Source organism: Pseudomonas sp. RU47 (assembly GCF_004011755.1).
Taxonomy (GTDB): Bacteria; Pseudomonadota; Gammaproteobacteria; order Pseudomonadales; family Pseudomonadaceae; genus Aquipseudomonas.
In genome coordinates, this window is record NZ_CP022411.1 from 4,767,169 (window position 1) to 4,780,822 (window position 13,654).

Consider the following 13,654-nt stretch of genomic DNA (forward strand, 5'->3'; position numbering starts at 1 on the left):
CTGGTCCCCTGCGGCCTTCTTGGTCACCCGGCGATATCGCGAATGGCGATCTCGCTCATGATGCGTTCAAGCACCTGATCGATGGACAACTCCGTGGAATCCAGCTGTATGGCGTCAGCCGCCGGCTTAAGCGGGGCTACCGCTCGCTGGGTGTCACGCTCGTCGCGTGCACGGATCTCATCTAGCAGACTCGACAGACTAACACCCTCGACTTTGCCCTTCAACTGCAAATATCGACGGCGCGCCCGCTCCTCGGCACTGGCGGTCAGGAAAATCTTCAGCGGCGCATCAGGAAAAACCACCGTTCCCATGTCGCGACCGTCGGCCACCAGGCCCGGCGCTTCCTGGAATGCACGCTGGCGCTGCAGCAGCGCCTCGCGCACGGCGGGCAATGCAGCCACTTGCGAAGCACCGGAGCCGACGCTTTCGGTGCGGATCACATCACTGACTTCGTCGCCCTCCAGAATGATTCGCTGCAACTGACCTTCGGTCGCCGCAATGAACTGCACATCCAGATGAGCGGCGAGTTTCTTCAGCAGCTCTTCATTGGTCAGGTCGACACCATGGTTGTGCGCAGCAAAGGCGAGCAAACGGTATAGCGCACCGGAATCCAGCAGGTTCCAGCCCAGACGCTTGGCCAGAATTCCGGCTACGGTGCCCTTGCCCGAGCCGCTTGGCCCATCAATGGTGATGACCGGTGCAATGTTTTTCACGACTGAGCCTCTTGTGCCACACGAATACCGACCTGCCCGCACAGCGCGAGGAAGTTGGGGAACGACGTCGCGACGTTGGCGCAATCATGGATGCGGATCGGTGCAGTTGCGCGCAACGAGGCAACGCTGAACGCCATCGCAATACGGTGATCGCCGTGACCATGCACTTCGCCGCCGCCGATCTGGCCGCCGTCGATGATGATGCCGTCCGGGGTTGGCTGGCATTTCACGCCCAGCGCCAACAGGCCGTCAGCCATCACCTGAATACGATCCGATTCCTTGACCCGCAGCTCTTCTGCGCCAGTCAGCACAGTGCGCCCTTCGGCACAGGCTGCGGCGACGAACAGCACCGGGAATTCGTCGATAGCCAACGGGACCAGCTCTTCAGGAATCTCGATACCTTTAAGCTTAGCTGCCCGCACGCGAAGGTCAGCGACCGGCTCGCCGCCAACTTCACGCTGGTTCTCCAGAGTGATGTCCGCGCCCATCAGACGCAGGATGTCGATGACGCCAGTGCGGGTCGGGTTGATGCCGACGTGCTCCAGCACCAGTTCCGAACCTTCAGCGATCGAAGCCGCCACGAGGAAGAACGCCGACGAAGAGATGTCGCCCGGCACTTCAATGTGAGTTGCAGTCAGCTTGCCGCCAGACTCAACCGAAGCCGTAGCGCCTTCAACGCTTACCGGATAGCCGAACCCGCGCAGCATGCGCTCGGTGTGATCGCGAGTCGGCGCCGGCTCGGTCACGGTGGTTTTGCCTTCAGCGTACAGACCGGCGAGCAAAAGGCAGGATTTCACCTGGGCACTGGCCATCGGCATGGTGTAGGTCAGGCCTTTGAGTTTGTGACCGCCACGAATGGTCATCGGTGGACGACCTTCGGCAGCAGTTTCGATCACGGCGCCCATTTCACGCAGTGGATTGGCTACGCGATTCATCGGGCGCTTGGACAACGACGCATCGCCAGTCAAAACGCTGTCGAAGTTCTGCGCAGCCAACAGGCCGGACAGCAGACGCATCGAGGTACCGGAGTTACCCAGATAGATCGGGCCCGGCGCCGGTTTCAGACCGTGCAGGCCGACACCATGAATAGTCACGCGGCCGTGGTGCGGGCCCTCGATGACCACGCCCATGTCGCGGAATGCCTGCAAGGTCGCCAGGGCGTCTTCGCCCTCAAGGAAGCCTTCGACTTCGGTGACGCCTTCGGCCAGCGAGCCGAGCATGATCGAGCGGTGGGAAATCGATTTGTCACCCGGTACGCGAATCCGACCGGACAGGCGGCCACCAGGTTGAGCCAGGAAGATCAGATCGTTGGAATTCATAGCGTCCACATAGGCCCTGCGGGCCAGGATTTTACTGAAATGCTCGCGGGCAACCCGGGCGCGCGTGAAAACGCCCAACAATTGGTGCCCATCCCCTGCATCGACCGCGTCGCGCAAGGCGTCGAGGTCGCTGCGAAATGTATCGAGTGTGCGCAGGACAGCCTCGCGGTTGGCGAGGAAGATGTCGTGCCACATCACCGGGTCGCTTCCGGCGATTCTTGTGAAATCGCGGAAACCGCCCGCAGCGTAACGGAAGATCTCAAGATTTTCATTGCGCTTGGCCAACGAGTCGACCAGACCAAAGGCCAGCAGGTGCGGCAAATGACTGGTCGCAGCCAGCACCTCATCGTGACGCTCGACCTGCATGTGCTCGACGTCGGCGCCCAATTCGCGCCACAGACGGTCGACCACAGCCAGCGCAGCCGGATCGGTTTGCTCAAGCGGCGTGAGGATTACTTTGTGGCGACGGAACAGTTCCGCATTGGAGGCTTCCACCCCGCTCTGCTCGGAACCGGCAATCGGATGGCCCGGCACGAAACGCGGCGGCATGGCGCCAAACGCTTCGCTGGCTGCGCGTACAACATTGCCTTTGGCGCTGCCGACGTCAGTCAGAATCGCCTGCCCCAGATCCATGCCCGCCAGACGCGCGAGCACTTTTTCCATGGCCAGGATCGGCACTGCCAACTGAATTACGTCAGCACCCTGACAGGCTGCCGCCAAGTCATCTTCACAGCGATCCACAACGCCCAACTCAACCGCCAGCTTGCGCGACTGCGGGTCGAGATCGACCCCGACCACTTCGCGGCAGATACCGCTTTCACGCAAGCCTTTGGCAAACGAACCACCGATCAACCCCAGACCGACCACCACAAGGCGACCGATCATAGGTGCAGCAGATTGCAGTGCAGTGACATCACCCACGAGCCAGAACCTTGCGCAGCGCTTCGAGGAAGCGGCTGTTTTCCGCCGGCAGACCGATGGTCACTCGCAGGTGGTTCGGCATGCCGTAGTTGGCCACCGGACGCACGATCACGCCTTCGCGCAGCAAGCCCTGAAACACCGGGGCTGCGACTTGAGCGAGGTCGACGCAGATGAAGTTGCCTTTGGATTCGATCCAGCTCAGGCCCAGCTCACGGAAACCGGCTTGCAACTGCTGCATGCCCGATTCGTTGAGCTGGCGGCTTTGCGCCAGATATTCCTCGTCTTTCAACGCCGCACACGCCGCCGCCAACGCGAGGCTGTTGACGTTGAATGGCTGGCGAACACGGTTCAGCACGTCCGCCACCACGGGTGTCGACAGACCGTAGCCGACACGCAGCGCTGCCAGACCGTAGGCCTTGGAGAACGTGCGCGAAACCAGCAGATTCGGGTAAGCCGCGAGGAAATCCAGACCGTCCGGCAGATCACTGCCTTCGGCGTACTCGATGTATGCCTCGTCGAGCACCACCAGCACATGCTCCGGAACATCCTGCAGGAATTCGTCCAGCGCTTCAGCGCCGAACCAGGTACCGGTCGGGTTGTTCGGGTTGGCGATGAACACTACGCGAGTGTTGGCATCGATGGCCGCAAGCATCGCCGGCAGGTCATGCCCCCAATCCTTGGCTGGCACCACTTTGGCTTGCGCGCCGACCGCCTGAGTGGCAATCGGATACACCGCAAATGCGTGCTCGCTGAACACCGCATTGAGGCCCGGGGCCAGATAGGCGCGCGCAACCAGCTCGAGAATGTCATTGGAACCGTTGCCCAGCGTGACCTGATTGAGGTCTACGCGGCATTGCTCGGCCAGCAGCGATTTCAGTGCGAAACCGTTGCCATCCGGATAACGGGTCAGCTCGGCCAACTCTTCACGGATCGCCGCCAAGGCTTTCGGACTGGCACCCAACGGGTTTTCATTGCTCGCCAGTTTGACGATTTTTGCCGGATCCAGATCCAGCTCGCGCGCCAGTTCGTCCACAGGCTTGCCTGGAACGTACGGCGAAAGTTGTTGCACGCCCGGCTGTGCCAGAGCGAGGAAGTTGCCACTCATTTGCTACCGCCCCTTAGAGAACTGCTTTCGGGTAGGAACCCAGCACTTTGAGTGCTACTGCTTCCTGACTGATCTTTTCCAGCACACCTTTGATCAACGGATCACGGTGGTGACCGACGAAGTCGATGAAGAACACATACGTCCATTTGCCGCTGCGCGACGGACGGGTTTCGATGCGGGTCAGGTCGATCCCGTTGTCATGGAACGGCACCAGCAACTCGTGCAGCGCGCCGGGTTTGTTGCTCATCGACACGATGATCGAGGTCTTGTCGTCGCCGGTCGGCGGCACTTCCTGGTTACCGATCATCAGGAAGCGCGTCGAGTTGTCCGGACGATCTTCGATCTTCTCGGCCAGACGAGTCAGACCGTAAAGCCCTGCCGCCATGTCACCGGCGATCGCCGCCGAGTTCCATTCGCCTTTAACCCGCTTGGCCGCTTCGGCGTTGCTGGATACCGCCACGCGCTCGACATTCGGGTAATGCGCGTCCAGCCACTTGCGGCACTGGGCCAGCGACTGTGCGTGGGAATAGATGCGGCTGATGCTGTCGGTCTTGGTGTTTTCACCGACCAACAGGTGATGGTGAATGCGCAGCTCGACTTCGCCACAGATGACCATGTCGTGTTCGAGGAAGCTGTCCAGCGTGTGGTTGACCGCGCCTTCGGTGGAGTTTTCCACCGGGACCACGCCAAAGTTCACCGCACCGGCCGCCACTTCACGGAACACTTCATCGATCGCCGCCATCGGCTTGCTGATCACCGCGTGACCGAAGTGCTTCATGGCTGCCGCTTGGGTAAAGGTGCCTTCAGGGCCCAGATAAGCCACTTTCAGCGGCTGCTCCAGCGCCAGGCACGACGACATGATTTCGCGGAACAACCGCGCCATCTCTTCGTTGCCCAGCGGCCCCTGATTGCGCTCCATCACCCGCTTGAGCACCTGAGCTTCGCGCTCAGGACGATAGAACACCGGCACTTCGCCTTCGGCCAGCGAGGCCATCTTTACTCGCGCGACTTCCTGGGCGCAACGCGCACGCTCACTGATCAGCTCCATGACTTTGGTGTCCAGAGCGTCAATGCGAACGCGCAGTGCCTTGAGTTCTTGCTCGGACATCAGCCGTGTTCCTTCTCGAATTCAGCCATGTAGGCCACCAGCGCGTTGACCGCGGTGATGTCGACAGCGTTATAGATGGAGGCGCGCATGCCGCCTACAGAGCGGTGACCCTTGAGGTTGAGCAGACCGCGCTCTTCGGCACCGACCAGGAACGGTTTATCCAGACGATCGTCAGCCAGACGGAACGGCACGTTCATCCACGAGCGATCCGACTTGTTGATCGGGTTGCTGTAGAGGCCGCTGGCGTCAATGAAGTCGTACAGCGTGCGCTGCTTGACGTCATTGAGCCTGGCGATCGCTTCAACGCCACCCTGCTCTTTCAACCACTGGAACACCAGACCGGACAGGTACCAGGCCAGGGTCGGCGGGGTGTTGTACATCGAGCCGTTATCCGCTGCGACTTTGTAGTTGAGCATGGTCGGGCATAGCGAGCGCGCTTTGCCGAGCAAGTCTTCGCGGATGATGTTGACGACGATGCCGCTTGGGCCGATGTTTTTCTGCGCACCGGCGTAGATCATGCCGAAACGCGAGATATCGACCGGGCGCGAGAGGATGTCCGAAGACATGTCAGCCACCAGCGGTACATCACCGACTTCAGGAATCCACTGGAATTCCAGACCGCCGATGGTTTCGTTTGGCGCGTAGTGAACGTAAGCGGCGTCTTTCGACAGGTTCCACTCGTTCTGGCCCGGAATGGCGAAATAGTCGTAAGGCTTGGCAGTGGCGGCAACGTTGACGTGGCCGTAGCGCGAAGCTTCTTCAATGGCTTTCTGCGACCAGATACCGGTGTCGATATAGTCGGCCGAGCCGCCTTCAGGCAGCAGATTCAGTGGGATCTGCGCGAATTGCTGGCTGGCGCCACCTTGCAGAAACAGCACTTTGTAGTTCGACGGGATATTCAGCAGGTCACGCAGATCCTGCTCGGCCTGGGTGGCGATGGACACGAACTCATCACTGCGATGGCTCATTTCCATGACCGACAGACCCTTGCCGTGCCAATCAAGGAGTTCACCCTGGGCACGTTGCAGGACAGCTTCAGGAAGCGCCGCAGGACCGGCGCAGAAGTTATAGGCTCGCTTGCTCACATCCAATCTCGCTCTGATTTGGTGGTCACTTAAATCTATTGGTCTGCGGATGATCGTTCCCACGCTCTGCGTGGGAATGCATCCGATGACGCTCTGCGTCATGGGACGCGGAGCGTCCCGAGCGGCATTCCCACGCAGAGCGTGGGAACGATCCTGCGCAGTGTCGCAAATTTTCAAACGGGACAAATAACAAGGGGGCGAATTCTCATCCGCCCCCTCGTTTGTCCGCTTATTCTTGCGGTTCTTCGTCTGCTGCGGCGTCGAGTTGCTGGTCTTCGCCAGCATCGTCGATCACGACGCTGCCTTCGAATTCCTCACCCTCTTCACCCTCAAGCTCTTCACCTTCGACTTCCGAAGGTTCCTGAACCCGCTCCAGTCCGACCAGGGTTTCATCCTTGGCCAGCTTGATCAGCGTCACACCTTGAGTGTTACGACCCAGGCTCGACACTTCGTCGACACGGGTACGTACCAGAGTGCCCTGATCGGAGATCAGCATGATTTCTTCACCGTCCTGCACCTGAACCGCACCGACCAGACGGCCGTTACGCTCGTTGCTGACCATGGCGATAACGCCCTGACCACCACGCTTGTATTCAGGGAACTCGGTGATGGCCGTGCGCTTGCCGTAGCCGCGCTCGGAAGCGGTGAGAATCTCGCTGCCTTCTTCCGGAATCAGCATGGAGATCAGCTTTTGCCCTTCCGGCAGACGCATACCACGCACACCGCGGGCGGTACGGCCCATGGCGCGAACTTCGGATTCCTTGAAGCGCGTCACTTTGCCGCCGTCGGAGAACAGCATGATTTCCTGCTCGCCATCGGTGATGGCGGCGGAGATCAGGATGTCGCCTTCGTCCAGTTCCAGCGCGATCAGACCGACGCTGCGCTGACGGCTGAAGGCCACCAGCGGAGTCTTCTTCACGGTACCGTTGGCGGTCGACATGAAGATGAACGGTGCTTTCTTGCGGTCAGCAGCCTTGATGCGAGCGCGACGCTCTTCGTCGGTCTCGTTGCTGTTTTCGATTTCTTCAACATCAGCCTCGGCGCCTTCGGCTTCTTCTTCATCAGCCTGACGCTTCATGGCTTCGAGATCGACCGGCAGCATGGTGGTGATGTATTCACCCTCGCTCAACGGCAACAGGTTGACCAGCGGACGACCACGGGCGGCGCGGGACGCTTCCGGAATCTCGTAGGTCTTGAGCCAGTACACCTTGCCCTTGCTGGAGAACAGCAGCAGCGTGGTGTGGCTGTTGGCAACCAGCAGGTGAGCGATGTAGTCCTCATCCTTGACGCCAGTAGCCGACTTGCCTTTACCGCCACGACGCTGAGCCTGGTACGCAGCCAATGGCTGGGTCTTGGCGTAGCCACCGTGAGAGATGGTCACGACACGCTCTTCTTCCGGGATCATGTCACCCAGGGTCAGATCGAGACGGGCATCGAGGATTTCGGTGCGACGCTGGTCGCCGTATTCGGCACGGATCACTTCCAGCTCTTCGCGGATCACTTCCATCAGGCGCACGGCGCTGTTGAGGATGCGGATCAGCTCGCCGATCTGGTTGAGGATCTCTTGATACTCGGCCAGCAGTTTTTCGTGTTCCAGACCAGTCAGACGGTGCAGACGCAGTTCCAGAATGGCTTGTGCCTGTTCTGGCGACAGGAAGTACTTGCCTTCGCGCAGACCGTATTGCGGATCGAGGTTTTCCGGACGGCACGAATCGGCACCGGCACGCTCAACCATCGCCACCACCGCCGAAGACTCCCACGGCGTGCTGACCAGCGCTTCTTTAGCTTCCGACGGCGTCGGCGAGGCTTTGATCAGGGCGATGACCGGGTCGATGTTCGACAAGGCAACGGCCTGGCCTTCGAGGATGTGACCACGCTCGCGCGCCTTACGCAGTTCGAACACGGTACGGCGGGTAACCACTTCGCGACGGTGACGGACGAAGGCTTCCAGCAGATCCTTGAGGTTCAGGATGCGTGGACGGCCGTCGATCAGCGCAACGATGTTGATGCCGAAAACCGATTGCAGCTGGGTCTGGGCGTAGAGGTTGTTGAGGATCACCTCAGGCACTTCGCCGCGACGCAGTTCGATCACGACGCGCATACCGTCCTTGTCGGACTCGTCGCGCAGCTCGGTGATGCCTTCCAGCTTCTTCTCTTTGACCAGCTCGGCGATCTTCTCGATCAGACGCGCCTTGTTCAGCTGATAAGGGAGCTCGGTGATGACGATCTGCTGACGGCCACCGACCTTGTCGATGTCTTCAATGATCGAACGCGCACGCATGTAAATGCGCCCGCGACCGGTGCGGTAGGCTTCGATGATGCCGGCGCGACCGTTGATGATCGCGGCAGTCGGGAAGTCCGGACCGGGAATGTATTGCATCAGCTCATCGACGGTCAGCTCAGGGTTGTCGATGAGCGCCAGGCAACCGTCGATGACTTCACCGAGGTTGTGCGGCGGAATGTTGGTCGCCATGCCCACGGCGATACCGCTGGAGCCGTTGACCAGCAGGTTGGGAATACGGGTCGGCATGACCGCCGGGATCATTTCGGTGCCGTCGTAGTTCGGCACCCAGTCCACGGTTTCTTTGTGCAGGTCAGCCAGCAGCTCGTGCGCCAGCTTGGTCATGCGCACTTCGGTGTATCGCATGGCCGCAGCGTTGTCGCCGTCGACCGAACCGAAGTTGCCCTGACCGTCTACCAGCAGGTAGCGCAGGGAGAAAGGCTGAGCCATACGAACGATGGTGTCGTACACCGCGGTATCACCGTGCGGGTGATACTTACCGATCACGTCGCCGACAACACGGGCAGATTTCTTGTACGGCTTGTTGAAGTCGTTGCCCAGCTCGCTCATCGCGAACAGTACGCGACGGTGCACGGGCTTGAGGCCATCGCGCGCATCCGGCAGTGCACGGCCGACGATCACGCTCATCGCGTAGTCGAGGTAGGACTGTTTCAGCTCGTCTTCGATATTGACCGGGAGGATTTCTTTGGCCAGTTCGCCCATGAGAAGCCTGATTCCTTTTTCTGGTGAAACTTCGTCATATCCATGTGGGAGCAACGAAGCTCGTCGGGGCAGGCCGAGTGCCATGCGCCGACTTACGACAAATCAACATTGGATCGCGGATTTGCGCAGTAAAGACAGCTCCGTGGAGCTGCCTCGGAAAACGCCGGATGTTATCACAAAGGCCGCCACGCACCTATCCCCCTGATGCGCATGGAGCATAGTTAGTTGACCGGTGACAGGCTTAACGGGGACGAGAGAGGCTCAGAGCTTCTTTGAATGCAGAATTCAGGCTTGGTTTGGGGATGTTTATTGACTTTTAAGGCCCTTTCGCGAGCAGGCTCGCTCCCACATTGTTCTGTGGCGTTCACAAAAACTGTGGGAGCGAGCTTGCTCGCGAAGAGGTCGACGCGGGATTCAAGCCTGTTAATGCAGGCGCTTGCGGCACATCAACTGGGCCATTTTCGCGGTATCCGGACGCTCGACGATGCCCTTTTCGGTGACGATCGCATCGATCAGGTCTGCCGGAGTCACGTCAAACACCGGGTTGAACGCTTCAACGTCGGCACCGACGCGCTTGCCGCCGACTTCCAGCAACTCGGCACCGTCACGCTCTTCGATCGGGATGTCATCACCACTGGCCAGGTTCATGTCGATGGTCGAACTCGGCGCCACGACCATGAAACGCACACCGTGGTGCATGGCGTTGACCGCCAGTTGATAGGTGCCGATCTTGTTCGCCACGTCACCGTTGGCGGTAATGCGGTCAGCGCCGACGATCACCCACGTCACGCCCTTGGTTTTCATGATGTGCGCGGCAGCGGAGTCGGCATTGAGGGTCACCGGAATGCCTTCGTTGGCCAGTTCCCACGCGGTCAGGCGCGAACCCTGCAGCCATGGGCGGGTTTCATCGGCGTAAACGCGCTCGACCATGCCTTCAATAAAGGCTGCACGAATCACTCCCAACGCCGTACCGAAACCACCGGTGGCCAGCGCGCCCGTATTGCAGTGGGTCAGAATCGCCTGGGCATTGCCCTGATGCTTGCGGATCAGATCAACACCAAGCTGCGCCATGGTCAGGTTGGCTTCACGGTCGCTTTCGTGGATAGCGATGGCTTCGGCTTCCAGCGCCGCCAGCGGATCGGCATTCTCTTTCAAGCGATCGAGGCGATCATGCATACGGCCGAGCGCCCAGAACAGATTGACCGCCGTCGGACGGGAGTCGGCCAGCAGGGCAAAATCCTCTTCCAGCGCCGCGTACCAGTCGCCACCTTCGGCGATCCGCGCACGGGCCGCGAGCACGATGCCATAGGCCGCACTGATGCCGATGGCCGGCGCGCCACGCACCACCATCGAGCGAATCGCCTCTGCCACGCCGGCGGCGCTGGTGTAGGCGATCCAGGTTTCCTCGAACGGCAAAATACGCTGATCCAGCAGGTGCAGCGCGCCGTCACGCCAATCGATGGCCTTCACTTTTTCCGCAGCCAACAGTCGATCGCGCATCCCACACCCCGCACTCATGAACAAAAGCCGCCGATTATAGCGATCCCCCCGCGAAGACGCTCGGGTATACTTCGCCATCCTTTACAAAAGCACTGGAACCGACCCTCGATGCCGAAACCTGCCATTGCGCTCGACTTATTATTGCTGCCGACCTGGCTGGTACCCGTCGAACCTGCAGGCGTTGTGCTCAAAGAGCACGGCCTGGGCATCCGCGACGGTCGCATCGTGTTTATCGGCCCGCGCGCCGAAGCATTGAAGTGTAACGCCACTGAAGTTCGCGAACTGCCGGATGTGCTGCTCGCCCCCGGCCTGATCAATGCCCACGGCCACGCGGCGATGACGCTGTTCCGTGGCCTGGCCGACGATCTGCCGCTGATGACCTGGCTGGAAAACCACATCTGGCCGGCCGAAGCGAAATGGGTCAGCGAAGATTTTGTCCGTGATGGCACCGATCTGGCCATCGCTGAGCAGATCAAGGGTGGCATCACCTGTTTTTCGGACATGTATTTCTTCCCGAAAGTCGCCAGCGAGCGCGTGCACAACAGCGGCATTCGCGCGCAGATCGCGATTCCGATCCTCGACTTTCCGATTCCCGGCGCCGCGAGCGCCGATGAAGCCATTCGTCAGGGTGTAGAGCTGTTCGGCGACCTGAAGCATCACGACCGCATCAAGATCACTTTCGGCCCTCATGCACCGTACACCGTCGGCGACGAGAATCTCGAGAAAATCCGCGTGATTGCCGAGGAGCTGGACGCAGCGATCCACATGCATGTCCACGAAACGGCGTTCGAAGTCCAGCAAGCACTGGAGCAACGCGGCGAACGTCCGCTCGCTCGACTTGGTCGTCTCGGCCTGCTCGGCCCGCGTTTCCAGGCTGTGCACATGACCCAGATCAGCGATGACGACCTGGCGTTGCTGGTAGAAAGCAACACCAGCGTGATCCATTGCCCGGAATCCAACCTCAAGCTGGCCAGCGGTTTCTGCCCGGTCGAGCGCTTGTGGCAGGCTGGGGTGAATGTCGCGCTCGGCACCGATGGCGCCGCCAGCAATAACGATCTGGATCTGCTCGGCGAAACCCGTACCGCTGCGCTGCTGGCCAAAGCCGTTGCCGGTTCGGCCACCGCGCTGGATGCCCATCGGGCGCTGCGCATGGCCACACTGAATGGCGCGCGCGCACTGGGCATCGAAGCGCAGGTTGGCTCACTGGAAATCGGCAAAGCCGCCGACATTGTCGCTTTCGACCTGTCCGGCCTGGCCCAGCAACCGGTGTATGACCCGGTTTCGCAGCTTATCTATGCCACCGGTCGCGATTGCGTGAAACACCTGTGGGTCGCCGGCAAGCAGCTGCTTGACGACCGCCGCCTGACGCGGCTGGATGAAGAACAACTCGGCGCCACCGCCCGGGCCTGGGGCCAGCGCATCAGCGGCCACACCGAATCGTAAACACCCCGGCGCAAATGCCGGGGCTACAGCCTTTTTCAAGTTTTAGAGGATTCAACATGAGCAACGTCGATCACGCCGAAATCGCCAAATTCGAAGCCCTGGCCCATCGCTGGTGGGATCGTGAAAGCGAATTCAAACCGCTGCACGACATCAACCCGCTGCGGGTCAACTGGATCGACGAGCGGGTCAATCTGGCCGGCAAGAAAGTCCTCGACGTCGGTTGCGGCGGCGGCATTCTCAGCGAAGCCATGGCCCAGCGCGGCGCCACCGTGATGGGCATCGACATGGGCGAAGCGCCGCTGGCGGTCGCGCAACTGCATCAGCTGGAATCCGGCGTCAGCGTCGAATACCGCCAGATCACCGCCGAAGCGCTGGCCGAAGAAATGCCTGAGCAGTTCGACGTGGTGACTTGCCTGGAAATGCTCGAGCACGTACCGGATCCATCCTCGGTCATCCGCGCCTGCTTCCGCATGGTCAAGCCTGGCGGCCAGGTGTTCTTCTCGACCATCAACCGCAACCCGAAGGCGTACCTGTTCGCCATCATCGGCGCTGAATACATCATGAAGCTGCTGCCGCGCGGCACCCATGACTTCAAGAAATTCATCCGCCCGTCCGAGCTCGGTGCCTGGAGCCGCATGGCCGGCCTGACCGTCAAGGACATCATCGGCCTGACGTACAACCCGCTGACCAAGCACTACAAGCTGGCCAACGACGTTGACGTCAACTACATGATCCAGACCCTGCGCGAGGAGTAAGCCGATGGCCATCAGAGCAGTTCTCTTCGACATGGACGGCACCCTGCTCGACACGGCGCCGGACTTCATCGCCATCTGCCAGGCGATGCGCGCGGATCGCGGCTTGCCGCCGATGAACGACAAGCACATCCGCGACGAGATCTCCGGCGGCGCCAAAGCCATGGTCGCAGTGACGTTCTCGATGGACCCGGAGTCGCCAGGCTTCGAGGAGCTGCGCCTGGAATTCCTCGAGCGCTATCTGGTCGGCTGCGCGGTACACAGCAAGCTGTTCGATGGCATGGGCGAACTGCTCGCCGACATCGAGAAGGCCAATCTGATCTGGGGCGTGGTCACCAACAAGCCGCTGCGCTTTGCCGAGCCGATCATGCAGCAATTGGGGCTGGCCGAGCGTTCGGCACTGCTGATCTGCCCGGATCATGTGAAGAACAGCAAACCGGATCCGGAGCCGTTGATCCTTGCGTGCAAGATGCTTGATCTGGATCCGGCGACGGTGCTGTTTGTGGGCGATGATCTGCGCGATATCGAATCCGGCCGCGATGCCGGTACGAAAACCGCGGCGGTGACGTTTGGCTATATCCACCCGGACGACAACCCGCGGCATTGGGGTGCGGATGTGGTGGTGGATCATCCGTCGGAGCTGCGCAAGGTGCTCGATAGCGCGCTTTGCAGTTGCTGAGACCTGACGCAGAGCGTCATTGGTT

General features: G+C 60.5%; 10 protein-coding genes. 3 read left to right on the forward strand and 7 right to left on the reverse strand.

Going from position 1 to position 13,654, the window contains the following annotated elements; translation table 11 throughout:
• Positions 1-23 precede the first annotated feature (23 nt).
• The 7 genes from cmk to mtnA all read right to left on the reverse strand — a co-directional run bounded on the left by cmk (position 24) and on the right by mtnA (position 10,755).
• Positions 24-713, reverse strand: coding sequence for a (d)CMP kinase (gene cmk, locus CCX46_RS21680; RefSeq protein WP_064391442.1), 690 nt, complete (start codon positions 711-713; stop codon positions 24-26).
• Positions 710-2,917, reverse strand: coding sequence for a bifunctional prephenate dehydrogenase/3-phosphoshikimate 1-carboxyvinyltransferase (locus CCX46_RS21685; RefSeq protein WP_238704418.1), 2,208 nt, complete (start codon positions 2,915-2,917; stop codon positions 710-712). The genes cmk and CCX46_RS21685 overlap by 4 nt, the downstream gene beginning before the upstream one ends.
• Before the next feature lie 28 nt (positions 2,918-2,945).
• Positions 2,946-4,058, reverse strand: a complete 1,113-nt coding sequence (gene hisC / locus CCX46_RS21690) for a histidinol-phosphate transaminase (protein WP_034155292.1) — start codon at positions 4,056-4,058, stop codon at positions 2,946-2,948.
• A 13-nt stretch (positions 4,059-4,071) separates the two neighbouring features.
• Positions 4,072-5,166: a prephenate dehydratase gene (pheA, locus tag CCX46_RS21695; protein WP_007908404.1), complete on the reverse strand. Its 1,095-nt coding sequence runs from the start codon at positions 5,164-5,166 to the stop codon at positions 4,072-4,074.
• On the reverse strand, positions 5,166-6,251 hold the full coding sequence (gene serC, locus CCX46_RS21700; RefSeq protein ID WP_127929286.1) for a 3-phosphoserine/phosphohydroxythreonine transaminase: 1,086 nt from the start codon (positions 6,249-6,251) through the stop codon (positions 5,166-5,168). Before serC ends, pheA begins: the two co-directional genes overlap by 1 nt.
• A gap of 229 nt (positions 6,252-6,480) precedes the next feature.
• Positions 6,481-9,255: a DNA gyrase subunit A gene (gyrA, locus tag CCX46_RS21705; RefSeq protein WP_127929287.1), complete on the reverse strand. Its 2,775-nt coding sequence runs from the start codon at positions 9,253-9,255 to the stop codon at positions 6,481-6,483.
• Positions 9,256-9,678: 423 nt separating this feature from the next.
• Positions 9,679-10,755, reverse strand: coding sequence for an S-methyl-5-thioribose-1-phosphate isomerase (gene mtnA, locus CCX46_RS21710; RefSeq protein ID WP_053122467.1), 1,077 nt, complete (start codon positions 10,753-10,755; stop codon positions 9,679-9,681).
• Positions 10,756-10,863: 108 nt separating this feature from the next.
• On the opposite strand from mtnA, the gene CCX46_RS21715 reads away from it, so the two are divergent.
• Genes CCX46_RS21715 through mupP form a run of 3 tightly spaced genes read left to right on the forward strand, consistent with a single transcriptional unit; the run spans position 10,864 to position 13,629 of the window.
• Positions 10,864-12,198 carry a TRZ/ATZ family hydrolase gene (locus tag CCX46_RS21715; protein ID WP_127929288.1) on the forward strand — a complete coding sequence of 445 codons (1,335 nt, stop codon included), beginning with the start codon at positions 10,864-10,866 and terminating at the stop codon, positions 12,196-12,198.
• A gap of 56 nt (positions 12,199-12,254) precedes the next feature.
• On the forward strand, positions 12,255-12,953 hold the full coding sequence (gene ubiG, locus CCX46_RS21720; protein ID WP_007908399.1) for a bifunctional 2-polyprenyl-6-hydroxyphenol methylase/3-demethylubiquinol 3-O-methyltransferase UbiG: 699 nt from the start codon (positions 12,255-12,257) through the stop codon (positions 12,951-12,953).
• Positions 12,954-12,957: 4 nt separating this feature from the next.
• The gene (gene mupP, locus CCX46_RS21725; RefSeq protein ID WP_127929289.1) at positions 12,958-13,629 is read left to right on the forward strand and encodes an N-acetylmuramic acid 6-phosphate phosphatase MupP; all 672 of its coding nucleotides are present in this window, start codon (positions 12,958-12,960) and stop codon (positions 13,627-13,629) included.
• Positions 13,630-13,654 lie beyond the last annotated feature (25 nt).

Excerpts from the sequence above, each read along its gene's own strand:
- CCX46_RS21685 (WP_238704418.1), bottom strand. The coding sequence starts at position 2,917 with ATGATCGGTCGCCTTGTGGTGGTCGGTCTGGGGTTGATCGGTGGTTCG.
- hisC (WP_034155292.1), bottom strand. The coding sequence starts at position 4,058 with ATGAGTGGCAACTTCCTCGCTCTGGCACAGCCGGGCGTGCAACAACTT.
- pheA (WP_007908404.1), bottom strand. The coding sequence starts at position 5,166 with ATGTCCGAGCAAGAACTCAAGGCACTGCGCGTTCGCATTGACGCTCTG.
- gyrA (WP_127929287.1), bottom strand. The coding sequence starts at position 9,255 with ATGGGCGAACTGGCCAAAGAAATCCTCCCGGTCAATATCGAAGACGAG.
- mtnA (WP_053122467.1), bottom strand. The coding sequence starts at position 10,755 with ATGCGCGATCGACTGTTGGCTGCGGAAAAAGTGAAGGCCATCGATTGG.
- CCX46_RS21715 (WP_127929288.1), top strand. The coding sequence starts at position 10,864 with ATGCCGAAACCTGCCATTGCGCTCGACTTATTATTGCTGCCGACCTGG.
- ubiG (WP_007908399.1), top strand. The coding sequence starts at position 12,255 with ATGAGCAACGTCGATCACGCCGAAATCGCCAAATTCGAAGCCCTGGCC.
- mupP (WP_127929289.1), top strand. The coding sequence starts at position 12,958 with ATGGCCATCAGAGCAGTTCTCTTCGACATGGACGGCACCCTGCTCGAC.